This is a genomic window from Paraburkholderia largidicola, assembly GCF_013426895.1.
Lineage (GTDB): Bacteria > Pseudomonadota > Gammaproteobacteria > Burkholderiales > Burkholderiaceae > Paraburkholderia > Paraburkholderia largidicola.
In genome coordinates, this window is sequence record NZ_AP023175.1 from 1,549,985 (window position 1) to 1,573,502 (window position 23,518).

The 23,518-nt window shown below is 62.8% G+C and carries 25 protein-coding genes; 13 read left to right on the plus strand and 12 right to left on the minus strand.

What is annotated here, in order from left to right:
• Positions 1 to 183: 183 nt before the first annotated feature.
• Both uca and atzF read left to right on the plus strand, forming a co-directional pair.
• A complete protein-coding gene (gene uca / locus PPGU16_RS23620) occupies positions 184 to 3,798 on the plus strand; it encodes an urea carboxylase (protein ID WP_180722832.1) in 3,615 nt (1,204 codons plus the stop codon).
• A gap of 41 nt (positions 3,799 to 3,839) precedes the next feature.
• A complete protein-coding gene (atzF, locus tag PPGU16_RS23625) occupies positions 3,840 to 5,642 on the plus strand; it encodes an allophanate hydrolase (RefSeq protein WP_180722833.1) in 1,803 nt (600 codons plus the stop codon).
• Between the two features lie 12 nt (positions 5,643 to 5,654).
• On the opposite strand, the gene PPGU16_RS23630 is transcribed toward atzF, so the two are convergent.
• The gene (locus tag PPGU16_RS23630; RefSeq protein WP_180722834.1) at positions 5,655 to 6,065 is read right to left on the minus strand and encodes a VOC family protein; all 411 of its coding nucleotides are present in this window, start codon (positions 6,063 to 6,065) and stop codon (positions 5,655 to 5,657) included.
• Between the two features lie 45 nt (positions 6,066 to 6,110).
• Positions 6,111 to 6,587 (minus strand): outer membrane lipoprotein, encoded by a 477-nt coding sequence (locus tag PPGU16_RS23635; RefSeq protein ID WP_180722835.1) that lies wholly within the window; start codon positions 6,585 to 6,587, stop codon positions 6,111 to 6,113.
• Positions 6,588 to 6,789: 202 nt separating this feature from the next.
• On the opposite strand from PPGU16_RS23635, the gene PPGU16_RS23640 reads away from it, so the two are divergent.
• A complete protein-coding gene (locus PPGU16_RS23640) occupies positions 6,790 to 7,182 on the plus strand; it encodes a RidA family protein (RefSeq protein ID WP_180722836.1) in 393 nt (130 codons plus the stop codon).
• Between the two features lie 27 nt (positions 7,183 to 7,209).
• Positions 7,210 to 7,884 (plus strand): antibiotic biosynthesis monooxygenase family protein, encoded by a 675-nt coding sequence (locus PPGU16_RS23645; protein WP_180722837.1) that lies wholly within the window; start codon positions 7,210 to 7,212, stop codon positions 7,882 to 7,884.
• 3 nt (positions 7,885 to 7,887) lie between these two features.
• On the opposite strand, the gene PPGU16_RS23650 is transcribed toward PPGU16_RS23645, so the two are convergent.
• Together PPGU16_RS23650 and PPGU16_RS23655 are read right to left on the minus strand one after the other, a co-directional pair.
• Complete coding sequence (locus PPGU16_RS23650; protein ID WP_180722838.1) at positions 7,888 to 8,751, minus strand: oxidoreductase; 864 nt, start codon at positions 8,749 to 8,751, stop codon at positions 7,888 to 7,890.
• A gap of 141 nt (positions 8,752 to 8,892) precedes the next feature.
• Positions 8,893 to 9,159: a cupin domain-containing protein gene (locus PPGU16_RS23655; protein WP_180722839.1), complete on the minus strand. Its 267-nt coding sequence runs from the start codon at positions 9,157 to 9,159 to the stop codon at positions 8,893 to 8,895.
• Positions 9,160 to 9,298: 139 nt separating this feature from the next.
• On the opposite strand from PPGU16_RS23655, the gene PPGU16_RS23660 reads away from it, so the two are divergent.
• From PPGU16_RS23660 to PPGU16_RS23670, 3 genes are all read left to right on the plus strand, one after another.
• On the plus strand, positions 9,299 to 9,718 hold the full coding sequence (locus tag PPGU16_RS23660) for a secondary thiamine-phosphate synthase enzyme YjbQ (protein ID WP_180722840.1): 420 nt from the start codon (positions 9,299 to 9,301) through the stop codon (positions 9,716 to 9,718).
• 35 nt (positions 9,719 to 9,753) lie between these two features.
• Complete coding sequence (locus tag PPGU16_RS23665; protein WP_180722841.1) at positions 9,754 to 10,086, plus strand: hypothetical protein; 333 nt, start codon at positions 9,754 to 9,756, stop codon at positions 10,084 to 10,086.
• A 245-nt stretch (positions 10,087 to 10,331) separates the two neighbouring features.
• Positions 10,332 to 10,529, plus strand: coding sequence for a DUF3562 domain-containing protein (locus PPGU16_RS23670; RefSeq protein WP_180722842.1), 198 nt, complete (start codon positions 10,332 to 10,334; stop codon positions 10,527 to 10,529).
• A 24-nt stretch (positions 10,530 to 10,553) separates the two neighbouring features.
• Here the strand turns inward: PPGU16_RS23670 and PPGU16_RS23675 are convergent, their stop codons facing one another.
• The 4 genes from PPGU16_RS23675 to PPGU16_RS23690 all read right to left on the minus strand — a co-directional run bounded on the left by PPGU16_RS23675 (position 10,554) and on the right by PPGU16_RS23690 (position 13,483).
• A complete protein-coding gene (locus PPGU16_RS23675) occupies positions 10,554 to 11,387 on the minus strand; it encodes a CHAD domain-containing protein (protein WP_180722843.1) in 834 nt (277 codons plus the stop codon).
• Positions 11,388 to 11,536: 149 nt separating this feature from the next.
• Positions 11,537 to 11,965, minus strand: coding sequence for an arsenate-mycothiol transferase ArsC (locus PPGU16_RS23680; protein WP_434064424.1), 429 nt, complete (start codon positions 11,963 to 11,965; stop codon positions 11,537 to 11,539).
• 372 nt (positions 11,966 to 12,337) lie between these two features.
• Complete coding sequence (locus PPGU16_RS23685) at positions 12,338 to 12,742, minus strand: FKBP-type peptidyl-prolyl cis-trans isomerase (protein WP_042314990.1); 405 nt, start codon at positions 12,740 to 12,742, stop codon at positions 12,338 to 12,340.
• A gap of 207 nt (positions 12,743 to 12,949) precedes the next feature.
• Positions 12,950 to 13,483, minus strand: a complete 534-nt coding sequence (locus PPGU16_RS23690) for a carboxymuconolactone decarboxylase family protein (RefSeq protein ID WP_180722845.1) — start codon at positions 13,481 to 13,483, stop codon at positions 12,950 to 12,952.
• A 215-nt stretch (positions 13,484 to 13,698) separates the two neighbouring features.
• Between PPGU16_RS23690 and PPGU16_RS23695 the strand changes: the two genes are divergently transcribed.
• Entirely contained in the window at positions 13,699 to 14,595 is an 897-nt protein-coding gene (locus PPGU16_RS23695; RefSeq protein WP_180722846.1) for a hypothetical protein, read from the plus strand.
• 47 nt (positions 14,596 to 14,642) lie between these two features.
• On the opposite strand, the gene PPGU16_RS23700 is transcribed toward PPGU16_RS23695, so the two are convergent.
• From PPGU16_RS23700 to PPGU16_RS23710, 3 genes are all read right to left on the minus strand, one after another.
• Positions 14,643 to 14,897, minus strand: a complete 255-nt coding sequence (locus PPGU16_RS23700; RefSeq protein WP_180722847.1) for a hypothetical protein — start codon at positions 14,895 to 14,897, stop codon at positions 14,643 to 14,645.
• 605 nt (positions 14,898 to 15,502) lie between these two features.
• Positions 15,503 to 17,014: a methyl-accepting chemotaxis protein gene (locus PPGU16_RS23705; protein WP_243460663.1), complete on the minus strand. Its 1,512-nt coding sequence runs from the start codon at positions 17,012 to 17,014 to the stop codon at positions 15,503 to 15,505.
• Positions 17,015 to 17,403: 389 nt separating this feature from the next.
• Complete coding sequence (locus PPGU16_RS23710) at positions 17,404 to 17,622, minus strand: hypothetical protein (RefSeq protein WP_180722848.1); 219 nt, start codon at positions 17,620 to 17,622, stop codon at positions 17,404 to 17,406.
• A 256-nt stretch (positions 17,623 to 17,878) separates the two neighbouring features.
• Between PPGU16_RS23710 and PPGU16_RS23715 the strand changes: the two genes are divergently transcribed.
• From PPGU16_RS23715 to PPGU16_RS23730, 4 genes are all read left to right on the plus strand, one after another.
• Complete coding sequence (locus PPGU16_RS23715; protein WP_180722849.1) at positions 17,879 to 18,346, plus strand: response regulator; 468 nt, start codon at positions 17,879 to 17,881, stop codon at positions 18,344 to 18,346.
• A gap of 97 nt (positions 18,347 to 18,443) precedes the next feature.
• Positions 18,444 to 20,009, plus strand: a complete 1,566-nt coding sequence (locus tag PPGU16_RS23720) for a phospholipase D family protein (RefSeq protein WP_180722850.1) — start codon at positions 18,444 to 18,446, stop codon at positions 20,007 to 20,009.
• A gap of 128 nt (positions 20,010 to 20,137) precedes the next feature.
• Entirely contained in the window at positions 20,138 to 20,761 is a 624-nt protein-coding gene (locus PPGU16_RS23725; protein ID WP_224031416.1) for a lytic transglycosylase domain-containing protein, read from the plus strand.
• A gap of 451 nt (positions 20,762 to 21,212) precedes the next feature.
• The gene (locus PPGU16_RS23730; protein ID WP_180722851.1) at positions 21,213 to 21,584 is read left to right on the plus strand and encodes a hypothetical protein; all 372 of its coding nucleotides are present in this window, start codon (positions 21,213 to 21,215) and stop codon (positions 21,582 to 21,584) included.
• A gap of 55 nt (positions 21,585 to 21,639) precedes the next feature.
• On the opposite strand, the gene PPGU16_RS23735 is transcribed toward PPGU16_RS23730, so the two are convergent.
• Positions 21,640 to 22,536 carry a LysR family transcriptional regulator gene (locus PPGU16_RS23735; RefSeq protein ID WP_180722852.1) on the minus strand — a complete coding sequence of 299 codons (897 nt, stop codon included), beginning with the start codon at positions 22,534 to 22,536 and terminating at the stop codon, positions 21,640 to 21,642.
• 75 nt (positions 22,537 to 22,611) lie between these two features.
• On the opposite strand from PPGU16_RS23735, the gene PPGU16_RS23740 reads away from it, so the two are divergent.
• On the plus strand, positions 22,612 to 23,370 hold the full coding sequence (locus tag PPGU16_RS23740; protein WP_180722853.1) for a sulfite exporter TauE/SafE family protein: 759 nt from the start codon (positions 22,612 to 22,614) through the stop codon (positions 23,368 to 23,370).
• Positions 23,371 to 23,518 lie beyond the last annotated feature (148 nt).

Genomic DNA, 23,518 nt, shown 5'->3' on the forward strand with positions numbered 1-23,518 from the left:
TCTACACCGTGATGAAAGTGCGCGCAGAGCGTTTCATGCGCATCGAAGGCTCTGCGGCCTACATGAAGCACGCGAAACACTGAGCCCGCTTTCAAGACCTGAAACGAAGCGACCTGCCGTGGACGACCTCGGCATGCATGCCCACGTGGCGGGACGACCCGCCCACGCATTGAACATCCACTCATGTTCGATAAAGTCCTCATTGCGAATCGCGGCGCGATTGCCTGCCGCATTCTGCGCACGCTGCGCGAACTGAACGTCGAAGGCATCGCCGTCTACAGCGAAGCGGACCGCGCGAGTCGTCACGTCAGCCTCGCCGATACGGCATGCAGTCTCGGCGACGGCGCGGCGAGCGTCACCTATCTCGACATCGCGAAACTTCTGGAAATCGCGCGTGCACAAGGCGCGCAGGCGATTCATCCAGGCTACGGCTTCCTGTCGGAAAACGCGGCCTTTGCCGAGGCGTGCGAAGCCGCGGGCATCGCGTTCATCGGCCCGACGCCCGCGCAATTGCGCGCGTTCGGTCTCAAGCACACGGCCCGCGCCATCGCGGCCGAACAGGGCGTGCCGATGCTCGAAGGCACGGGCCTGCTCGACGGCCTCGACGCTGCACTCGAAGCGGCAGCGCGCATCGGCTATCCGGTGATGCTGAAAAGCACGGCGGGCGGGGGCGGCATCGGCATGCGCGTGTGCCGCTCGGCGGATGAACTCGTCGCGCAGTTCGACAATGTGAAGCGACTCGGGCAGAACAATTTCAGCGACGCCGGCGTGTTCCTCGAAAAATACATCGAGAAAGCGCGGCATCTCGAAGTGCAGGTGTTCGGCGACGGCAAAGGCGCGGCGATTGCGCTCGGCGTGCGCGACTGCTCGGTGCAGCGGCGCAACCAGAAGGTGCTCGAAGAAACGCCCGCGCCGAATCTGCCCGACGGCGTCGAAGCCGCGCTATGCAACGCGGCGATCCGGCTCGCGCAAGCGGTGTCGTATCGCTCGGCGGGCACCGTCGAATTCGTCTACGACAGCGACGCCGCACGCTTCTACTTTCTCGAAGTGAACACGCGCTTGCAGGTCGAGCACGGCGTCACGGAACAAGTGTGGGGCGTGGACCTGGTGCGCTGGATGATCGAACTGGCAGCGGGCACGCTGGCACCGCTGGATGTGCTGTCGCGCGATCTGAAGCCGCAAGGTCACGCGATCCAGGCGCGTCTGTATGCGGAAGATCCGGGCCGCGATTTCAAGCCCTGCCCGGGGCTACTGACCGACGTGTCGTTTCCGCAAGCCGATGGCCGCGCGCTGCGCATCGACACATGGATCGAAGCCGGCTGTGAAGTGCCGCCGTGGTTCGATCCGATGCTCGCGAAACTGATCGCCTGGCAGCCGACTCGCGACGCAGCGCGCCACGCGCTCGACGCCGCGCTCGAAGCATCGCGCATCTACGGTGTCGAAACGAACCGCGACTATCTGCGGCAAATTCTTGCCGACGCACCGTTCGCAAGCGGCCATCCGTGGACGCGTTGCCTCGAAGGCCTGCGTTATCGCGCATCGACATTCGAAGTGCTCGGCGGCGGCACGCAGACGACTGTGCAGGACTATCCGGGCCGTCCGGGCTACTGGGCCGTGGGCGTGCCGCCTTCGGGACCGATGGACGATCGCGCGCTGCGTCTCGGCAACCGTCTGCTCGGCAACGACGCGCAGGCGGCCGCGCTCGAAATCACGATGAGCGGGCCCACGCTGCGCTTCAACACGGATGCCGTCGTCACGGTGACGGGCGCGACGTTGCCTGTGATGCTCGACGACATCCCGCAACCGATGAACACGACGTTCCTTGTTGCAGCCGGTTCGACGCTCGCGCTCGGCACGATCCGCGGCGCAGGCGCGCGCGCCTATCTGTGCGTGCGCGGCGGGCTCGACGTCGCGCAGTATCTGGGCAGCCGCAGCACGTTCACGCTCGGGCAGTTCGGCGGCCACGGCGGACGCGCGCTGCGCGCGGGCGACGTGCTGCATCTTCATCCGTTGTCCGATCGCGATGCGGGGGCGACGTTGCCCGCCGCGCTCACCCATCGCCTCGACGACGTGCGCGAATTGCGCGTGATCTACGGTCCGCATGGCGCGCCCGAATACTTCAGCGCGCCTTATATCGACCAGTTTCTCGACACCGACTGGGAAATCCACTTCAATTCGAGCCGCACGGGTGTGCGGCTGATCGGCCCGAAGCCCGAATGGACGCGCGCGGACGGCGGCGAAGCAGGACTGCATCCGTCGAACATTCACGACAATCCGTATGCCGTCGGCGCAGTCGATTTCACGGGTGACATGCCCGTGATTCTCGGCCCGGATGGTCCGAGCCTCGGCGGCTTCGTATGCCCCGTCACAGTGATCGAAGCAGACCTTTGGCAGATCGGTCAGTTGAAAGCGGGCGACAAGGTGCGCTTCGTGCCTGTGGATGTCGCGACCGCACGCGCGGCGGCACTTGCACGCCGTGATGAAGCAGAAACGCTCGCTGCACAAGCGACGTCACTGCATACCGCAGAACAACGCGCAGACCTGCAGTCGCCCATCGTGCTGAACGTCGGCGAAGGCGATGACCGGCTCGTCGCGCGGTTGTCGGGCGACACGCATCTGCTGCTCGAAATTGGACCGTCCGAACTCGATCTCGTGCTGCGCTTTCGCGGCCATGCGCTGATGCAATCGCTCGAAGCGTTGCAGTTGCCCGGCGTGATCGATCTGACGCCCGGCATCCGTTCGCTGCAGGTTCACTATCAGCCGGAGCAATTGCCGCTCGCGACGCTGCTCGATCACGTCGCAGCGACATGGCAACGCGTGCTGCTGCAAAAGGATCTGCGCGCGCCGTCGCGTATCGTGCATCTGCCGCTGTCATGGGACGACCCCGCGTGCCAGCTCGCCATCGACAAGTACATGACCACCGTGCGCAAGGATGCGCCGTGGTGTCCGAGCAATCTGGAGTTCATCCGCCGCATCAACGATCTCGATTCGATCGACGCCGTGAAGCGCATCGTGTTCGACGCGAGCTATCTGGTGATGGGTCTCGGCGACGTCTATCTCGGCGCGCCCGTCGCCACGCCGCTCGATCCGCGTCATCGCCTCGTGACGACGAAGTACAACCCGGCGCGCACGTGGACGGCCGAGAACTCGGTCGGCATCGGCGGCGCGTATCTGTGCGTGTACGGCATGGAAGGGCCCGGCGGCTATCAGTTCGTCGGACGCACGCTGCAGATGTGGAACCGCTATCGCGAAGTCGCGGATTTCGCGGGACGTCCGTACCTGTTGCGCTTCTTCGATCAGATCCGCTTCTACGAAGTCTCCGCCGACGAATTGCTGCGCATCCGCGAAGCGTTTCCGCTCGGCCGTTATCCGTTGAAGATCGAAGAGACCGAGTTGTCGCTGGCCGACTATCAGGCGTTTCTCGAACGCGAGGCTGACGACATCGCGCAATTCCGCACGCGTCAGCAAGCCGCGTTTCAGGCCGAGCGCCAGCGTTGGCACGAAGCGGGCAGCAACGAAGACACGTTGGAGCCGCCCGTCACCGCCGACGCGGAAATCGCGCCGCTCACCGACGGCCAGATCGCCGTCGACAGCGAGATCGCGGGCAACCTGTGGCAAGTGCGCGTCGAGCCAGGCGCAACTGTCGAAGCGGGCGATGTGCTGCTGGTGATCGAGTCGATGAAGATGGAGATATCCGTTATCGCGCCTTGCGCGGGCACCGTCGGCGAGATTCACGTCGCGCCGGGTTCGCCCGTTCGCGCGGGACAACGCGTCGTCGTGATCGAACAGCACGCATGACGCGCACACTTCATACAAACGCATTAAAGGAATCACCGAACATGGATTCATTCGATCTGCGTCTTCCCGCCGTGCGCGCCGCGTATCGCGAAGGCCGCGTCACACCGCGCGCGTTGATTGGCGCATTGCGCGAGCGCGCCGCGGCGCTGAACCCGGACTATCACCTGTTCATTCATCTGCTGTCCGACGCGGAAATCGAGCCTTATCTCGCCGCACTCGACGGGCGCGATATCGATTCGCTGCCGCTCTACGGCGTGCCGTTTGCGCTGAAGGACAACATCGATCTCGCCGGCATTCCGACGACGGCCGCCTGCCCCGCTTTCGCCTATACGCCGGACGAATCCGCGACGCTGGCCGCGCAGCTGATCGCGCTCGGCGCGGTGCCGATCGGCAAGACGAATCTCGACCAGTTCGCGACGGGCCTCAACGGCACGCGCTCGCCGTATGGCAAGTGCCGTAACAGTGTGCACGCCGCGTATCCGTCGGGTGGATCGAGCGCGGGGTCGTCGCTGGCCGTGGCGCTCGGCGTCGCCAGCTTCGCGCTCGGCACCGATACGGCCGGCTCGGGCCGCGTACCCGCCGCGCTGAACAACCTCGTCGGCACGAAAGGCACGAAGGGCTTGCTATCGACGGCGGGCGTCGTGCCCGCTTGCCGCACGCTCGACTGCGTGACCTATTTCACCGCGACAGCCAGCGAGGCGAGCGAACTGCTCGCGCTCACCGCCCGCCACGATCCCGCCGACGCCTATAGCCGCGCGAATCCGCAATGGAACGACGCCACGGCGTTCGGTGCTGTCACGCGCTTTCGCTTCGGCGTGCCGCGTCAGCTCGAATTTGCCGGCTGCGAAGAGAGCCCCGCGCTGTTCGCGCAGACGCGCGCCGCGCTCGAAGCGATTGGGGGCGAAGCCGTCGAGATCGACTTCGCGCCCTTCGTCGAAGCGGCGCGACTGCTGTACGAAGGACCGTGGGTCGCCGAACGCTATAGCGTGGCAGGCGCGCTGATGGAGTCGCAACCCGACGCCGTGCTGCCCGTCATCCGCGACGTGCTCGCGAAGGCGCCGGGCACGACGGCCGTCGATGCATTTCGCGCGCAGTACAAACTTCAGGCGCTGAAGCAGCGTTGCGACGCCGTGCTCGCGGAACTCGATTGCGTGCTGACGCCGTCCATTCCGCGCGCCGTCACGCTCGACGAGCTGGAGCACGATCCGATCGGTCCGAACTCGCTGCTCGGGTACTACACGAACTTCATGAATCTGCTCGATTACGCCGCCGTCGCGTCGCCCGCTGGTTTCATGCGCAACGGGCTGCCGTGGGGCGTGACGCTGTTCGGCCGTGCATTTACTGATCAATATCTTTTGAGCGTCGCCGATGCGCTGCATCGCAAGCTAGACGTGCCGCTGATCGGCGGCGCGCAGCAGAGTGCGGATACGCCCGCGCGCGCGGCGCGCAACGACAGGATGAAGCTCGTCGTGTGCGGCGCACATCTGCAAGGGCTGGCGCTGAACGGACAGCTAGTTGCGCGTGGCGCGCGGCTCGTCGAGAAGACTGCCAGCGCGCCGCGCTACCGGCTCTATGCGCTGGCTGGCGGCGGCGCGACGCAGCGGCCGGGCATGATGCGAGATGCGACGAACGGCGCGGCAATCGAAGTCGAAGTGTGGGAACTGCCGGGCAGCGAAGCCGGTTCGTTCCTCGCTGGCATTCCGGCACCGCTCGCGCTCGGCAAGGTCGAGCTTGCGGACGGACGCTGGGAAACCGGCTTCGTTTGCGAGGCATACGGCCTTGAAGGCGCCGTCGATATCACGCAATACGGCGGCTGGCGCGCCTGGCTGCAACGCGCCGCCTGAAGTCTGCCCTGATCAGGCCTCGTACTGGGCCGCGTACAGCCGCGCATGCCTGCCCGTCACCGTGCGGCTCCAGATATCTTCGTCGTCGAGGATGGTCTGGATCAGCTCGACGGGCATGCCGCCGTCGATGATCGCGGCCACGCGGAAGCCATCAATCGGTTCGTACGGCCCGAGCACGACCTCCTTCCCTTCGATGGCCCGGTCGAGATCGTCGACCTTGAACGCCAGGTGCGGCATCCGGCGCATCAGTTCATGCAGCGGGCTATCCGCTTCGAAGCGGTGGTACTGGATGTGCGCGAGCTTGCAATCGCTGTCGCTCGTGTACATCCGGTACTGCGGGCTGTAGCGTTCGCCTTCGCGCACTTCGCTGGTCGGAATGCCGATGTGATGAAACTCGTAGATCACGTCGTCGCGCATGAACATGATGACCTCCTTCTTCCTTTACCTCAGTTGCTTCTGTTGCCGCGCTTACAGCGTCACGCGCGTCACGCCGCCTTCCGACAGCAGCCGCACACGTTCGCCTGCATAGAAGATCGGACCGTCGGTGCTTTGCGTGATGGCGCGCAGCGAGCCATCGTCGAGCCGCACGGTGATTTCGACGCCCTGCTTCTTCTCGAAGTGGTTCTGTACCTCGTTGCCCGCCACCGCGCCCGCAATGCCGCCGATGATGCCCGTCAGGATCGAGCCGCGTCCGCCGCCGATCGCGCTGCCGGCAATGCCGCCAATCGCGCCGCCGCCAAGCGCACCGAGAATGCCGGGCTGACCGTTGCTCGTGTCGATCGTGACGGGGCGCACGCTTTCGATGGTGCCGAAGCGGACCGTTTCCTCGCGCTGAGCCTGCGACGCGCTATAGACGTTGGCGGAGCCGTCGAAGGTTGCGCAGCCGCTCAATGCGAGCGAAACGACGAGTGCCGATGCACATGCTGTAACGAATGACCTGTTCATGATGTTCCCCTCTATGAGCAGCGCGCCGGCTTGTTCGGGGCGCTGCAGGTTCTTTCGATGTGTGGAATCGTAAGCTCGAAGAATGAGAGAAAAATGAGGAGCCCATTTGCGCATTCGCACCCGTCATTTCGTCTCAGCCTGAAACGTCGGTGCGGCGCGCGGCGCTACGATGGCAGCCAGATCATGCAAATGGAGCGCAGCCATGAAACGGGAGATCATCCGGGTCGAGCCGCTGTCGGGCTGGCTCGAACGCTGGAAGGCACCGACTTCCGTCGTCACGCGGCACGGCGACACGATCTATGTGTCGGGCTTGCCGCCGTTCGATCCAGAAACGGGCGAAGTCGCCGATGTGCCGCTCGAACGGCAGACCGAACTGGTGCTGGAGCAACTGAAGCTGTGCGTCGAGACGGCGGGGTCGTCGCTCGAGAACGTGCTCAAGTGCAATGTCTATTGCACGTCGGTCGAGCAGTTCGCGGCCGTCAATGCGATTTACGCGCGCTATTTCCCGAACGACCCGCCCGCGCGTATCTTTGTCTGCGTGCCCGCGTGGCCGGGGCGCTTCGATATCGAAATCGATTGCATCGCGGCGGTTTGAACCGCCTGCGCTTACGTGGAGAACACGATGTTTTCAGTGCTGTTCGAAGTGCAACCGCGTGCCGACCGGTGGGACGCTTATCTCGGCTACGGGAAGATGCTGAAGCCGGAACTGGAGCAGATCGACGGTTTCGTCGACAACGTCCGTTATGGCAGTCTGACGCGCGACGGTGTGCTGCTGTCGCTGTCCGGCTGGCGCGACGAAAAGGCGCTGGTGCGGTGGCGCACGCAGGCGACGCATCATGGCGTGCAGGAAAAAGGCCGCACGCAGACGTTTAGCGATTATCGGCTGCGCGTCGGGCAGGTGACGCGCGACACGCGTCTGCCCACTGGCCACACGTTGCACGAGCAACGACTCGACGAAACGGAAACGGGGGACGCGACCACCATCGTGTTGATCGATGCGCGGCGCGACTCCGACTGGGTGAAACAGGCCGGCGCGGGCGAAGTCGCAGGCGAGTTGGGCTTGCGCGAAGACGCAGCGGGCCTCGTATCGTGGGACGTGTTCGATGCCGTGTTGACGCCGGGCGACGTCGTTCTGCTCACGGCATGGCGCGATGCCCGCGCCGCCGATGCATTTGCGAACGCCCTCACATTGCCCGATGGCGCACGCCTGCGCAGCGTGCGCGTGGTGCGCGACTATGGCATGTTCGACCGCCGCGAAGCGCCGCAATACTATCCGGACGCTTCGCGGCCTGCGTGACGCTTATTTCTCGCTGTCCGGAAAGTCCGCGCCGACACTCGTGTCACGCCACGCTTCGATATCGGCGAGCGTCGAATGCAGGCGCTTCGAGACAGCATCGACGCCGAACGCGCCCAGCACCAGATGACGTGGCGGCTGGTCGCTCTCCGTGATGCGGATCATCGCCTGCGCAGCACGCACGGGATCGCCGGCCTGATGGCCGCTGTTTTGCGCCGTGGCCTGCATGCGCTTGCCCGCCGTGTCCGCATAGTCGGCGATAAGGTTGGGCGTCTGCCTGAGCGACCGGCCGGCCCAGTCGGTGCGGAATGGTCCCGGCTCGACGCAGGTCACGCGGATGCCGAGCGGCCCGGCTTCCGTCGCGAGCGAATCGGACCAGCCTTCCACCGCATGCTTGCTCGCCGCGTAATAGCCCGAGCCCGGAAAGCCCGCAATGCCCGCCACCGACGTGATGTTCAGCACGTGCCCTTTGCGCCGCTCACGCATGCCGGGCAGCACTGCGCGTGTCATCGCGAAGAGGCCGAACACATTGGCGTCGAACTGCGCGCGTATCTCCGCTTCGTCGCCCTCTTCGACCGACGACTGATAACCATAGCCCGCGTTGTTCACCAGCACGTCGATCGCGCCGAAGCGCTGTTGCGCGGTCTCGACGGCGGCGGCGATCTGCGCGGCATCCGTCACGTCGAGTTTCACGCGGGCCAGACGCGCATCGGCGTCGCTGCCCGGCTCCGCGAGATCGGCGAGCGACGCGACGTTGCGCGCCGTCGCCACGCAGCGCCAGCCCCGTTCGAGCACCGCGCGGACCAGTTCCTTGCCGAAGCCGGTTGAACAGCCAGTGATGAACCAGACGGGTGTCGTGGACGTGGGCATTCAAAACCTCCTCGATGATGGAAATGAGCGATCTGGCATCGACGCACACACAGTACGTCGATGCTTCGAAAAAAATGGTAGCCGCTCGACGCGAAACCTGCAGGCGGTCTGACCAATTTCACCGGGCTGACGTCGCCGCGCCTATTTACGGCCGACCAGATACTGAACACCTTCGGGCCCGTAACGTTCCGAATGGTTTACATTAGCTTGCAGATGGAATACATCGCCCGTTCTGTAGATCTGCTGTGCGGCGCCGATGCTTATCATCAGTTCGCCGTGCAGGATCAATGCCTTGGCTTCAAACGAGTGGACATGATCGTCCACCGTGCCGTTCGCGTCGCGCGTGACGCTCGCGATTTCCGCGTAGCCTTCGCGCTTCAATGCATCGATGAATTCGTTGCGTTCCATGATAGCGACCTTCCTTTCTCGTGTTTGCGATGACGCTGAAGCATCAGCATAGCCGCTTTTGCATTAAGGGATCGGCAGCGCGGCTCGCGGTAAACTTGGCAACAACCGTCATTTCATATCGCACCACGGAGAACGATTCATGCGCCAGGCCATTCGCCACGTGAACGTGCGGGCGCGCGCTCGCGGACTGTTCGAGTTCACCACGGAGGTCGCCGCGTTCGTACGCGACACGTCGATCGACACGGGCATCCTGACCGTGTTCTGCCGGCACACGTCGGCGTCACTATTGATCCAGGAGAACGCGGACCCTTCCGTGCAGCGCGATATCGAACGGCACTTCGCGATGCTCGCACCCGAAGATCCCAAGCGCTACGAACACGACACGGAAGGCCCCGACGACATGCCCGCGCATCTGCGCACTGCGCTGACGCAAGTGCAACTGTCGATACCCGTCGAACATGGGCGCATGACGCTCGGCACATGGCAAGGCATTTATCTGTTCGAGCATCGCGCGCGGCCGCAGGAGCGCGATATCGTGCTGCATCTGATCGGCGAATGACTTTTCAACGCACAACACCAACAAGGAAGCGAATCATGATTTTGCGTGCGCCTATTCTCGTCGCGGCGGCCTCGCTCGCGATGCTGACCACCGCCTGCACCCACACCGGCCCCGTCGAGTTCTCGCTGTCAGGCGCGGACGCGCCGATGACCAACAACGCGAACGACATGGACTTCGGCCCGATGGACCGCACCATCGCGCAGTGCAAGACGGTCTCGCGCAACGCAGGTCAGGGGCAATGCACGAAGGTGCGCGCCTACGAGTCGTGTATGAAGAGCAAAGGCTATATCACCGTGCTCGGCCCGGAAAATCCGAAGGGCTGCGGCGATCCCGAATGGGAAAAAGACGTACGCAAGTGGCTCCAATAACCACGCATCGGTCAAGGCCGATTTGCGCGCATGTTATCCACAATTTCTGTTGAAAGACCTGTGGAAAAGTGCGGGGCTCGCGCGCTATCTGTCTGATCAATCAGGCTTTCTTCGCCCGTGACCTCGCCGCCCCGGTGCGGCGGGTCCACCGATTGGGAAGTTCTATTGGCGCACGCGCGACGCATGTCCTTCAATTCAGGGTTCCGATTATCGAGTGATTGCCGACTGACTCCAAGGAGCCTTGCATGAAGACGGAAGATTCGCAGAAGATCGTGCACGAAATCGCAGAATCCACCGACAGCCCGGAAGAAGTCGTCTCCCAGATGTACACCGACGCCGTGCAGGCGTATCAGCGCGACGCACGCGTTCTCGACTACGTGCCACTCTTCGCGGCCAGGCGCGTGCGCGAAACGTTGCGCTCGCGGACCGCATCGCGGCGGTGACGAGCCCGTAACACCCCATCCGCATCACAACAGCTTCGCGGCAGCGCGCATGCGGCGCTTGCGTTCTTTCGCAAGCGCATCGAGCGCGTGGCCGGCGGCTGCATCGTCGGCGAACAGCGTCGGGTTGTCGCGCAGCAGTTGCTCGCTCGCGACGACATCGTTCAATGCGCCGAAGCGCTTCTGTAGTTTCTTCAGCGGCTTGATGGCCTTCAGCTGTTTCCTGGCGAGCATCGGCTCGAAGAACTCGGTCAGATAGCGCAGTTTCTTGCCCGCCTTGCGGACCTCGTGATACGACGCGTAGTCGGAGCGTTTGGCGCGGGCCGCGCGCTTCATGCGCTTCGCCATCGACTTCTGCGCCGCCCCGAGACGCTTGCGGGCGAACTTCGGCAGCGGCGTGCGTTCGTGCGCGGTGTTCAGCTCGCGGTTCGCTTCCTTGAGCGTGTCGCGCAACGCGCCCTTCACGTCGGCCTGTTCGAGGGTCTCGCGGCTCGAATCGAGCGATCTGGAGCGGGCGGCGCGCATCGCGTCGCGGGGTTGCGCCTGCGCGTCTTCCGATTCATCGAGCAAACCGATCAGGATGTCCCAATCGCGCGTCTTGCCTGCCGCGCTCGCGTAAAACTTGAAAAGCGCGCGCTGCTGGTTGTCGAACTGTTCGTCGAGCAGCGGCCGATACGCCCACAGCAACGTGCGCAGTCGCCGCAGCGAGACGCGCAGCTTGTGCAGGACTTCGGCGTCGGGATCCGCGCGCAATGCGGCTGCGCAAGCAAGCGCGTTGTCGATCAACGGCGCGGCGTAGTGCGAGAAATGGGCTTGCGCGTTGCCATCGTGCGGCAGCGCGGTCCGTGTGTCGTCTTTCATGGTGGTCCCTGAATGGGTTGCTGACCCGTGTCTGTAATGATCGAGTAAGCAAGTCAGGTTCCTGCTAGTTCGCTGGTCCGCCAGTTCACGTCCGTTGCGGCGCACGATGCCGCACGGGCGTTGCCGTTCATCGGCGGTTCATCGGCGACTCATTGCCCGCTGAGCAGCAGATCGCAGGCGTCCGACGCGCAACTCGCCACGGCGGGCAGCTTCAGCGACGGCCACGGGCGGCGCTCGGCCGCGATGAAGTCCTCGACGCGCTTCAATATCTGCCAGAACGCGTTTTCGACCGCGCTCCCAGCGGCATAGGCGGAGGGCGTGAGCGTCCAGCGACGAAGCTCCGGCGCGCCATGGAACGCGCGCACGTCGACGCGCGCCGACTCGTCGCACAGCGTCACCACGAAATCCATCTGCGGCGCCCATTCGCTCGTGAATTCCAGCCAGCTTTTCGGATTCAGCAGTTCCAGACTGGAAAAGCCATGGCGCAACTCGCCCATCGCCGCCGCTTGAACCTTGTCGGCGGGTTCAAGACCTGCGCTGAATGCGTCGAAATGCAATCCGTCCAGCTCGCGTAGCAAGGCTTCCGCCAAAATGCTCAGCGCCGCGTTGTCCCTGCAAAGGAACAGCACTCTTTGTTTTCTGGTCACCCTACACCCCGTCATGCAGATTTTATTTTTTGCGGGATTCTGAGCGTACAGTTTTTCATATTGGTGACAGAATCCCAATCGTCCAACCGATTCGCCGCAAGACCGTTTAGTTATCACGCCAATTTGCGTTCAACCAGCCAGCGTTAACGATAATGAAGTGCCCGATCCCAATTGTCGGGTTGGGCAAGCATGGCGGACACCGGGTGTGGCGCGCTGCGCAAGGATGCGCGACGCTGCGCCGGGCGCTGCGCGGCCAACCCGGCGCCTGCGTTGCCGGGTTGTCCGTGGGGATTGCTAGACAGGTTACTTGACGATTGCGAGCAGTTCGACTTCGAACGTCAGGTCGCTGTTCGGCGGAATCACGCCGACGCCGCGCGAACCGTACGCGGTCGCCGCCGGGCAGGTCAGCTTGGCTTTCTCGCCCACTTTCATCGTTGCGACGCCTTGCGTCCAGCAGGGGATCACGCGGCCGAGCGGAAACTCTGCGGGGCCGCCATGCTTGGCCGAGTTGTCGAACTCGGTGCCGTTCGCGAGCGTGCCGCGATAGTTGACGCGCACGACGTCGGCAGCCGTGGGTTGCGGGCCGCTTCCCTGCGTCAGGTGTTCGACGACGACGCCGGAGGGCAGTTTCTCCGTCGATGCAGCGTTTGCGGTGAACGACACTGATGCGAGCGCGGCCGCAGCGAGCAGGGCAACAACTGATTTCACGCGTATCTCCTTGGTGTGAATGCGAGCCTCATTCTAGCGGATCGCCCCTTAGCGGCAGGAGACCTGAATCAACTTGCTACAAATACACGCGCGTTATCCTGTTGCGCCGTTCCGATCGCTGTGCGCCTGAAACGGCAACGCCCGCGACGGGCCGACACCCGCCGCGGGAAACGAGCCGCGATTCGAAGCGGCCGATGTGCTCATCGTTTAGATCTTCGGGAAATCGACTGTCGTGTCGTTGACCCGGTTGAACAGGTTGGTGAACGTGATATCGGCGATCGCGAGCAATGTCTCCGTGATCTGCTGATCGCTATAACCCGCCGCCTTCACGGCATCGACCACTGCTGCGGGCACCGTGCCGCGCGACGTGAACACGGTCCGCGCGAAAGTGGCGATGGCGTTCAGATGCGCGTCCGCCGAATCGCGTCCTTCGCGCAGCGCGGCGATATCGTCAGCCGCGATGCCGACTTTCTTCGACGCCAGCGAGTGAGCGGCGAGACAGTAGTCACAATCCGCGGCGCCGCTGATCGCGAGCTTGATCGCTTCGACTTCCTTGCGCGACAGCGCGCCCTTGCCGAGCACGTCGCCCGTTGCGAGCACGATCTGCAGCGCAGCCGGGCTATTCGAGCCGATCGCCGCGTAAGCGTTCGGCACCATGCCGACCGCGCGCTTGATGCCTGCAAAGAGTTCCGCTGCCTGGCCGGTGGCTTCGCTGATGGGTTGGCGATTCAGACGTTCCATGATGTTCTCCATATGTTGACGGGGTTTTTGCGTTGCGCGACTGGGTCAGCGCATGGAACACATTCTAGGAACGCGCGTTGCTACGGTGAATGCTGGTTCAAATCACGTTTATGCTCGAACGGCTCATCGGCGCCGTGCGCCGTCTCTGCTATATTCGTGCGACGTTTGCCCCAATGTTTGCCCCAATAACAGCGCCGTCAGCGGGAGCGCGTGCCATGAGCACTCACGGGATCATGCGGATAACAAAACGATTCGTACTGGTTGTGTTCGCGCTAATGGGCCTCACGCTCGGCGCGTTCAGCTGGGCCGACGACAACGCGCCAGCACTCAAGGACAAGTACGACACGCTCGCGCCGCAGCTCAAGTCGAACGTCTTCAACCGGCCGATCTATCTGGACTCGGAAGAGACGTCGAGCACGCTGAAGGGCGACATCTACGCCGTCGTCGACTATCCGTTCGCGACCGTCAACCGAGCGTTCAACGATCCGCAGCAAGGCCCGGCGAACTGGTGCGACGTGTTGATACTCCACTTGAACACCAAGTACTGTCGCGCGTCCGTTGGCGGCAACGGCGCGACCATCAGCATGAACGTGGGCAAGAAGACGGAGCAGGAACTGAGCGATACGTACCGCGTGCAATTCAGTTACCGGTCGGTGGCAACGAACCCGGATTATTTCCAGGTCGACCTGAGTGCGGCAACGGGCCCGCTCAGCACCAGGGACTATCGCATCGTGCTGGAAGCCGTCGATATCGGCAAAGGGCACACGTTCCTGCATCTCACGTATTCATATGGATTCGGCACAGCGGGCCGCATCGCGATGAAGACGTATCTCGCGACGATCGGCAGTGCGAAAGTGGGATTCACCAAAGCGTCGGGCGACTATGTAGGCGGTGTGCGCGGGCTGGTGGAGCGCAACACGATGCGTTACTACCTTGCTATCGACGCGTATCTTGCTTCGCTCGCTCTGCCCGCCGACAAGCGCGTCGATCAGCGTTTCGCGACGTGGTTCGATGCGACCGAGCAATATCCGCGTCAGTTGCACGAACTCGACCGGCAAGAGTACCTGCAGATGAAGAAGAACGAGTACCAGCGCCAGCAAACAGCGCAGTAGTTCTATCCATCATCGCGCGGCGCACTGCCGCGCGGCGTGCTCCACGGCTAGCGGTCGATGGTCGCCATATCGTGGATACGCAGGAAGTCTTCCCGCTCGTCGTAAAGCGCGGCGAGTATCGAGTGTGCTTCCATGGGATCGAGATTGGGATCGGTGACGGTCATCATGATGTCGTACATGGCCACCGCGCCCGAATAGAACGCCGTCTCCGATTCGCGAAGCTGCACCTGCGATACACCACGCGAAATCTGACGCGCGCAAAATGCCTTCCAGAACGATTCAATGGTCAATGCCGCATTCATCGTGCCCTCTCCGCTTGAACGCCATGGCTCGACCACACCGCTGCGGCGTTTGCTCTCTCAGGTTCCGTGTGCAAATGGGATTGCACTACAAATCCGTGCATCCATGCACATCTGTTAAGCGCGATTGAATTGAGTGCATCAAACGGCCGCGCATGTTTTCTCGACGCAGAATATGACAACGCAATTGCATCGCATAATGCTTGCGCCAGAAAAATACCGCCTGATTTGCCGATAAACCGCGCGCATGACGCGGCCCAACCGCCTTCGACACGCAGGCCCCAACAACGCAAAACCCCTTGAAACGCCGCAATACAAGGCGTTCATGAGCATTTGTATTGAGACTTGCGTGTTGTTCCTATCATAGTAGGTTTATACCGCACTGCAACCTGTTTGCAATGCAGATACGATTGGTATTTCGTTTTCTTTTCGAATAGAAAGAAAAGTGCATATATGACTCGATGATTTACCGGTTGTCGCGCGCGCAAACATGAAGCCGGAAAATCATTCGTCGTTTAGCGGTGCGATACGTGGGCGAATGCGCAACGCGGCGCGATTGAATCACGCCGCTTGCAACGTGTCGCGCGCGGGTCACGCGCACATCAAGATCAGGCCGCAGCGAGCTTGAACGAAGAAACCGTATCGTCGAGTTCGAGGCCCTGATGCCGCAGCGATTGCGAGGCAGCCGCAGCCTGTTCGACCAGCGCCGCATTCTGCTGCGTCACCGTGTCCATCTGCGAGATCGCCTGGTTGATCTGTTCGATGCCGCGCCCCTGCTCTTCCGAAGCAGCTGCGATCTCTTCGATGATTTCGGAAACGCGCGCGACGGCCTGGTTCACATCGGCCATCGTGCGGCCCGCGTCATCGGCGAGAGAAGCGCCGTTCTGGATCTCTTGCACCGAGCGCGTAATCAGTTCCTTGATCTCCTTCGCCGCTTGCGCCGAGCGCTGCGCGAGACTGCGCACTTCGCCCGCGACTACTGCGAAGCCGCGGCCTTCCTCGCCTGCGCGCGCCGCTTCGACTGCGGCGTTCAGCGCGAGAATGTTCGTCTGGAACGAAATGCCTTCGATGATCCCCGTGATCTCGGCGATCTTGCCCGAACTCGAACTGATCGCTTCCATCGTCGTCACCACGCGCTCGACCGTGTGGCTGCCCCGCTGGGAAATCTCCGACGCATTCGATGCCAGCGACTTCGCGTGCTGCGCGCTATCGGCGTTCTGCTTCACGGTCGAAGTCAGTTGCTCCATGCTCGCCGCCGTTTCCTGCAACGATGCAGCCTGCGCTTCCGTGCGACGGCTCAGATCGCTGTTGCCCGTAGCGATCTCATTGGTCGCCGTGGAGACGTTCGCGCTGCTCGATCGCACGCGGCCGACCGTTTCCGTAAGCCGGTCGTTCATGTCGCGCAGCGCCTTAAGCAGTTCGCCTGCTTCGTCATCGCGGTCGACAACGATACGGCTGGTCAGGTCGCCCGTCGCAACGGTGCGCGCGACCTCGACGGCACGAGTGATCGGTTGCGTGATCGAGCGCACCATGCGCACGGCCAGCACGAGCGATGCGAGTATCGCCAGCGCGCTCACGCCGAGAATCGCGTTGCGCAGCATCGCATAGCGTTCCTCGAAGTTCTGCACGATCTCGCTCTGGCGCGTCTTCGTGTAGGTGGCGTAGTCGTCGGTTGCCTTGACGAGCGCGGCCAGCAGCGGACGGCAATGATCGTCCATTTCCTTGATCGCCTCGTCGTGACGGTTGTTGAGCGCGAGGCCCACGATGTTCAGCGCAACGGGCCCATAGAGCCCTTCGACGCGATTCATCTCGGCGACCAGCGAGCGAGCCGATTCGCTCGTGTCGCTCGCGTTGTTGATCATGTCGTTGAGCTGCTTGAGCTTGATGCCGACATCCTCGTGCGCGCGTTTCACCGCTGCCGTCTCGAGATCGAGATCCGCCTGGCTCGTGACGAGCACGAGATTGCGCGCAGCGATCGCGCGGCGATCGACGGCCGCGCGTAGTTCGGCCGCCACCTGCGCGCGCGCGTCGATGCCATGCACATACTGGCTGAACGCTTGTGTCGTGCTGGCAAGACTGAACAGCGAAACAACGGAAATCACGACTGCTATGGCCGCCATCGACAGAAAACCGACGAACAGCCTCGTCTTGATGGTCAAGTTCTTTTTCACTGCTGGCCCCCGGGTTTTTACCTAGAAAATCTGCTTCGCCTATGAATCTTTTATTTGCGAAAAAAGCGCCTGCTCTCAGGTTCAGGCGCTGTTCGTGCACGCCCGCGCTGCTGCACGCGGATTCGCTTCGACTTACTGGATATCGGCGCGCATCTCCCCAATATTTAACATTTCCGGGTTTTCACGAAGATATTCGATGGTGAATGAGTGACAATCAGCAGGATTTCCTGGCCAAAGTACTCAATACTCGAAAAATACATGGGAGAAACGAACAACGCGACGCGCCGCCGGATGCGGCGGCAAAACGTACGTGTGTTGGTTTTCGTGAAAGGGAATGATCAATCCCAGTTTTCGTCGATCCATTCGATCGCCCATGTGCGGGCGCATGTCATGGCGTCGGATTCGTCGACGAATGAATCGATATCACCCGATTGATGTGTTTCAGCAGGTGTATTCGCCGTTGCCCCGCGAGTGAGCTTGGCTTGGGCGACGTAGTGGCCGTCTTCGTCATGTCTGGCCCGGCAGTCGATGTGAAATCCCTTGTAGTCGAAATGCATGGCAAACCTCCTGAAGCGAAGAAAGTGCGATGCAATCCGGGCTTGGGTTTCTCCCGGCGGATGAATCAATCGTAGCATGGCAAATCGCGTGTCCGAATTTCCTTTTGCGGTGCATTGCACGCTAACGCCCACCATTTCAGTCGTTGCAACCGTCGATGCCCAATGCAAACGGGATGCCTCCACCGCGTGGAATGCCCGTTGCTGCGTTCAATGGCGAGACATCCCTCAACCGCATCAGACGAACAGGGAGCACAGCATGCACGAACGAACCTTCACACCAACCCGAAGTTGCGTCTGGACGGCGGCACGCTTCGCCGCGCATTCGATGCCGCCGCGCGTGCTGGTCGTCGACGACTTTATCGACTCCGCCGACGCGCTCGCCGCGTTTCTCGCCACCAGCGGTTTCGACACGCGCGTCGCGTACAACGGCTGCGACGCATTGAAGGTCGCCAATGAATGGCACCCCGACAGCGTCGTGCTCGACATCGCAATGCCAGGCGTGTCGGGGCTTGCCGTCGCGCGCACGCTGCGAGAGTCGCCAGGAACGGCTTGCGTGCCGCTGCTCGCCTACACCGCCTACGAAACGGGCGACAACTACGCCGAGTTGCGCGCGGGCGGCTTCGATGGCGTATGCGCGAAGCCCATCGACCCGCTGATGGTCGTCGAGATCCTCACCACGCTGCTGGCCATGCCCGCATTGAGGCGCGGGTACTACCACTCGTGATCGACTCGCGCCACCGCGCGCGACTACTGCGCATTCCGCTTGTAACGGGCGTTCCGTCCCGTTAATCTGACGCGCATCGCCGTCGCGGAGCGCGCCCATGATCACACTACGAAGTCTTGTCGCGGCTTTCACGGTCGCCCTGCTGACTTCGTGCGCGAGTCTGCCGCCGCAGGCGGACCGCATCCAGACGCACGCCGTCACCGACACGCAGAACACGCGGCTTGCCATCGCGTTCACACCGCAGGAAAAGCAGCATCCCGACGAAAGCGCGTTTCACCTGCTGCCCGACGCCGTCGATGCGCTCGTCGCGCGGCTCGTGCTGGCGGAAGCGGCGGACCGCACACTCGACCTGCAGTACTACATCTGGCATGACGACCTGACGGGCCGCGGACTCGCGGCAGCCGTGCTGCGCGCAGCCGATCGCGGCGTGCGCGTGCGTATCCTGCTCGACGATCTCGGCACCAACGCCGACGACAATCTGCTGCTCGCGCTCGACTCGCATCCGAACGTGCAGATCCGCCTTTTCAATCCCGTCGCCAACCGCACCTTCAAGAAGCTCGGCATGGCCGCCGAGTTCTTTCGCGTGAACCGGCGCATGCACAACAAGGCGATGATCGCGGACAACCAGGGCGCGATACTCGGCGGGCGCAATATCGGCGACGAATACTTCGGCGCTTCGAACGACGTCGCGTTCGGCGACCTCGACGTGCTCGTGCATGGGCCTGTCGTGCACGAAGTATCGTCGGCATTCGACCTCTTCTGGAACTCCGAGGCTGCGTATCCGATCGACGGGCTGATGGGCCGCAAGGCGGACCCTGCGGCGCTGGCCGACGTGCGCAAGCAGCTCGACGCGTATCTGGCATCCCAGGACAACAACCCGTACGTCGTGAACGCGCGCGCACGGCTCACGCAGGTCATTCATTCGCAGGACGCCGTGTTTTCATGGGGCAAAGCCACGTTGCTCTATGACGATCCCGCGAAAATCACGCGCGCGCCGGGCGACTCGCAAGGCCATCTGATGACGCAGTTCAAAGCGCTCGAATTGCAGCCGACGCAACAGATGCTCGTCGTCTCGCCGTATTTCGTGCCCGGAAAAGAAGGCGTCGCGTGGCTCTCGGGGCTCACGCAAAAGCAGGTGCACGTCACCGTGCTGACCAACTCGCTTGCCGCCACCGACGTCGCCGCTGTGCACGCCGGTTATCAGCGGTACCGCAAGGCGCTGCTCGAAGCAGGCGTGCGTCTCTACGAACTGAAGCCCGTCGCAGAAGACAAAAGCGCGGGCAAAGCGGACGACAAGAAGCATGTGTTCGGCTCGTCGAAGGCATCGCTGCATGCGAAGACTTATGTGTTCGACCGCGACAGCATCTTTATCGGCTCGATGAATCTCGATCCGCGTTCGGTCGAACTCAACACAGAGATCGGCGTGTACTGCGAAAGCGCGCCAGCCGCCGCGCAAGTCGTCGATACGCTCGAGCCGAACCTCGATCGCATTGCATGGCGGCTCGAACTGCGCGCGAACCCGAATGGCACGAGCAGCGTGGTCTGGATCGACACGGCGCCCGACGGCACCGTCAAGGTACTCGATAGCGAGCCTGACGTATCGGCGATGCGCAAGGCGGGCATCTGGTTTCTGGGCATTTTGCCGATTGAGTCGCAGCTATAGCGGCGTGTGCGCGACGGCAGTGGCTTCATGCTGTTTTTATGCGGTCTTTACGCGCACCATGCATTTCTTTTGAAAATCTCGACGGCGATGTTCGTAGAGTGCTTGCATCCGGGCTCGTACCAGACGATATGCAAGAACAACAGGATCTCGCCAAAGCGCGGTGGACGTACACGCTTATCCGGCTCGCGTTGATGGCGGCGAGCCTCGCGCTATGCACGGCGCTGCCGTTCGGCCATGCGCAGGCGGAAACCGCGCCTCAGGCATCTCAAGCGCCTCTGGCACCTCAGATACCGCAGGCCGCCGATACGCCCGCTCTTCCCTCTCCCGCCGACATCGTCGCCACCTTGCGTGCGCAATTCCGCGTCTCGGCCGCCGATGCGCTGACGATCGCGCAAGCCGTTCTCACCGAAGCCAACCGCTACTCGATGTCGCCCGTGCTGCTGTTGTCGGTGATGGCCGTCGAATCGGGCTTCGATCCGCGCGCCGTGAGCACGCTCGGCGCGCGCGGACTGATGCAGGTGCTGCCCGCCGCGCATCCGCGCGCGTTCTCCAATGTGAAAGAACTCGACGATCCCGCGATCAACGTGCGCATCGGCTCGTCGATTCTGCGCGGTTATCTCGATGCTGCGGGCGGCGATATCGATGCCGCGCTGTGGCGCTATAGCGGCGGCGGGAAAGGGTATGCGCGCCGCGTGGCGGTGCATATGCGGCGGTTTAGTGCGGTGTTGGGGAGCGGGCCAAAGCCAGAGTGAGTCTGACAGCATGGTTCGAATCTCGAGCGTTGCTGACATTGCGCAAGGCGTTCGGACTAACCTTCTGAGGTTACTCATATTGGACCTTCACAAGCTGATCGAGGATGGAACGGGCATGCTTTGGCGGCCATAGCGCGGGTCTTTTGCCCCGCGTGGCGCGCAGGCATGAGCGCTTGCGCCCTGTCCATACATCAATACTTCAATGTCCGATCCGCTCACTACGGCAACCAGCATTCTGAATCCATCTACGATCGTAACGCGCTATAGCAGACGACTAACAAAGCCGTGGACGATCTCGAACGAGTCAATAAAGAAACGTACGAAACGATGTTCGACTTCATACGCTACTATCGGCGCGGACATCACCAGACACTCGCGTATCGACGTTACACCGAGGCAAAAATGTTCGCTGCAGGGGTGTACGATGCCTCTCACCAGGCGACTCGGGCTAGTGTTTCTCTTACTCCCGTTGAGCCTCTCCGCATCGGCCAGCACAAGCCCCGAATGTCTCAAGCATCTGGGCGGTACAGGTTTCGACGTCAACTGCTATGGCGGGCTCACGACCGATATCAAGGCGGATTCCGAACGCATCTACAGGCAACTCGCCGATTCGATGCCACGAGGGAACGCGAACCGCCAGTTGCTGGATGAGTACATGTCAGCGCAAACGGCAGCCGAGAAGTTCTGCACGTTGGAAAAGAAAGCGGGAACGGGCTGGATGCCGTCGCCGTCACCCAACGCCTACAACATGTGGGACGGCATTTACGCCGAGGTGTCTATGAAACACGCAAGCAGCAGAATGCCCGGTTACGCAGCCTGTTGAACCGCTACAAGAACGAAGAGTGACGGGATGGGCGGTAAGACGCTGTCCCGTGACCTCACCCCTCGAGCGTCATCAACTGCTGTGCGAGCGCATGCGCATGCGGCGTCAGCGCGGAAAAATCCCGCGCGCACAAATGCAGACGCCGCGTCGTCCACGCCTCCGACAACGGCAACACGACGATCTCCGCACTACGCAGCGGCTGCACGCAGGCCGCGGGCAGAATCGCGATGCCCACGCCCGCCGCGATCAGCCGGCCCAGATCCGCGACGTTGCGCAAGCGCACGCGGTATTGCAGCTGTCGTCCGAGTCGCGACGCGTGGTCCGTCAGATGACGCTCCAGCGCCGCATCGGACAAACCCACGAAAGGCTCGTCGACGATATCGGCAAATGCAACCCGTTCGTCGTTCGCCACGCGATGCACGCGGTTCGTGGCCACCACCAGTTGATCGTCGGCGATCACATGTGTCTGCAGCGCCGCAAGATCGGCGGTATCCGCGACGATGCCGAGATCCGCGCGCCCTTCGGCGACGGCCCGCACGATGTCCGCGCTCGGACGCTCGTCGATATCGACGGAAAGATCGGGGTGCGCGGTGAGGAAGCGGCAAATCTGCTCGGGCAGAAACGACGCGAGCGCCGCGGTGTTCGACATCAGATGCACGCGGCCCTTGAGACCCTTAGCGTAGCTGCGCAGTTCGCCGCGCATCTGTTCGATCTGCCCGACGATCAGCCGCGCGTGACGCACGAGCGCCTCGCCCGCGGGCGTCGCGCGAACGCCGCGCCGCGTGCGTTCGAGCAGCGGCGCACCGAGCGCGGACTCCATGCCGGAGATGCGCTCGCTCGCGGAAGCGAGCGCGAGATGCATCGCCTGCGCGCCGCGCGTGAGGCTGCCATGCTCGACGACCATCAGGAATAGCCGCAGGTCGGTGAGGTCGAAACGCGACGTGGTCGTCATCTTCGTCTAAGGCGAACTCTGGCATCGGAGATTCCCGATTGTATCCGCGAAGCGCGCGCCGCTATGATCCGTCGGATGAACAATCTATTCCTCGTGGCGGGCGCCGGGCTGCTCGCGGGCGGCATGAACGCGCTAGCGGGCGGCGGCTCTTTCGTCACGCTGCCCGCGCTGATCGCGGCGGGCGTGCCTTCGGTTCAGGCGAACGCATCGAGCACCGTCGCGCTGTATCCGGGCGGGCTCGCGAGCGCGTGGGCGTATCGCGACGGGCTCGGTCCGATCGGCGCCGTGTCGTTGCGTGGGCTGCTGTTCACGACGCTCATTGGCGGGATAGTCGGCGCGATGCTGTTGCTGCTCACGCCGTCGACGACCTTCGATATCGTCGTGCCGTGGCTGTTGCTCGTCGCGTCGGTCGCGCTCGCGTTTGGGCGCCGCTTCGGCGAATGGATGCGCGCGCGCTGGCATATCGGGCGAGCGGCTGTGCTCGTCGTGCAGTTCGCACTGGGCGTGTATGGCGGTTATTTCGGCGGCGCGGTCGGGATCATGATGATGGCCGTGTGGGGACTGCTCGACAGCCGCGAGTTGAAGCTGCTCAATGCGCCGCGCACGCTGCTGGTGAGTGCGGCGAATACGATGGCCGTTGTCGTTTTCATCGCTGCGCGGGCGGTGCATTGGCAGGAGACGATCGTTATGTTGGTCGGCGCGTTGTTGGGGGGATATGGCGGCGCGCTAGTGGGCCGACGGGCGCCCGCGGCCGTTATACGCTATGGCACGTTGCTCGTGACGGGTTGCATTACGATTGCGTTTTTTTTGCGTGCGTATGGGGTAGGGAGATGATTTTTTTGCGCGTGCGGGTGGCTGCGATTTCGTGGCGCGGGCGGTTCTGGTTTTTTTAGGGCTTGCGCTGGCATCCGCGTTTCGTCTCTGGTTCGCTAGCGTTGCCCCTGTGCGGGGCGGCACCTACTTTTCTTTGCCGCCGCAAAGA

Excerpts from the sequence above, each read along its gene's own strand:
- uca (WP_180722832.1), top strand. The coding sequence starts at position 184 with ATGTTCGATAAAGTCCTCATTGCGAATCGCGGCGCGATTGCCTGCCGC.
- atzF (WP_180722833.1), top strand. The coding sequence starts at position 3,840 with ATGGATTCATTCGATCTGCGTCTTCCCGCCGTGCGCGCCGCGTATCGC.
- PPGU16_RS23630 (WP_180722834.1), bottom strand. The coding sequence starts at position 6,065 with ATGTTCATGCGCGACGACGTGATCTACGAGTTTCATCACATCGGCATT.
- PPGU16_RS23635 (WP_180722835.1), bottom strand. The coding sequence starts at position 6,587 with ATGAACAGGTCATTCGTTACAGCATGTGCATCGGCACTCGTCGTTTCG.
- PPGU16_RS23640 (WP_180722836.1), top strand. The coding sequence starts at position 6,790 with ATGAAACGGGAGATCATCCGGGTCGAGCCGCTGTCGGGCTGGCTCGAA.
- PPGU16_RS23645 (WP_180722837.1), top strand. The coding sequence starts at position 7,210 with ATGTTTTCAGTGCTGTTCGAAGTGCAACCGCGTGCCGACCGGTGGGAC.
- PPGU16_RS23650 (WP_180722838.1), bottom strand. The coding sequence starts at position 8,751 with ATGCCCACGTCCACGACACCCGTCTGGTTCATCACTGGCTGTTCAACC.
- PPGU16_RS23655 (WP_180722839.1), bottom strand. The coding sequence starts at position 9,159 with ATGGAACGCAACGAATTCATCGATGCATTGAAGCGCGAAGGCTACGCG.
- PPGU16_RS23660 (WP_180722840.1), top strand. The coding sequence starts at position 9,299 with ATGCGCCAGGCCATTCGCCACGTGAACGTGCGGGCGCGCGCTCGCGGA.
- PPGU16_RS23665 (WP_180722841.1), top strand. The coding sequence starts at position 9,754 with ATGATTTTGCGTGCGCCTATTCTCGTCGCGGCGGCCTCGCTCGCGATG.
- PPGU16_RS23670 (WP_180722842.1), top strand. The coding sequence starts at position 10,332 with ATGAAGACGGAAGATTCGCAGAAGATCGTGCACGAAATCGCAGAATCC.
- PPGU16_RS23675 (WP_180722843.1), bottom strand. The coding sequence starts at position 11,387 with ATGAAAGACGACACACGGACCGCGCTGCCGCACGATGGCAACGCGCAA.
- PPGU16_RS23690 (WP_180722845.1), bottom strand. The coding sequence starts at position 13,483 with ATGGAACGTCTGAATCGCCAACCCATCAGCGAAGCCACCGGCCAGGCA.
- PPGU16_RS23695 (WP_180722846.1), top strand. The coding sequence starts at position 13,699 with ATGAGCACTCACGGGATCATGCGGATAACAAAACGATTCGTACTGGTT.
- PPGU16_RS23700 (WP_180722847.1), bottom strand. The coding sequence starts at position 14,897 with ATGAATGCGGCATTGACCATTGAATCGTTCTGGAAGGCATTTTGCGCG.
- PPGU16_RS23705 (WP_243460663.1), bottom strand. The coding sequence starts at position 17,014 with ATGGCGGCCATAGCAGTCGTGATTTCCGTTGTTTCGCTGTTCAGTCTT.
- PPGU16_RS23710 (WP_180722848.1), bottom strand. The coding sequence starts at position 17,622 with ATGCATTTCGACTACAAGGGATTTCACATCGACTGCCGGGCCAGACAT.
- PPGU16_RS23715 (WP_180722849.1), top strand. The coding sequence starts at position 17,879 with ATGCACGAACGAACCTTCACACCAACCCGAAGTTGCGTCTGGACGGCG.
- PPGU16_RS23720 (WP_180722850.1), top strand. The coding sequence starts at position 18,444 with ATGATCACACTACGAAGTCTTGTCGCGGCTTTCACGGTCGCCCTGCTG.
- PPGU16_RS23725 (WP_224031416.1), top strand. The coding sequence starts at position 20,138 with ATGCAAGAACAACAGGATCTCGCCAAAGCGCGGTGGACGTACACGCTT.
- PPGU16_RS23735 (WP_180722852.1), bottom strand. The coding sequence starts at position 22,536 with ATGACGACCACGTCGCGTTTCGACCTCACCGACCTGCGGCTATTCCTG.
- PPGU16_RS23740 (WP_180722853.1), top strand. The coding sequence starts at position 22,612 with ATGAACAATCTATTCCTCGTGGCGGGCGCCGGGCTGCTCGCGGGCGGC.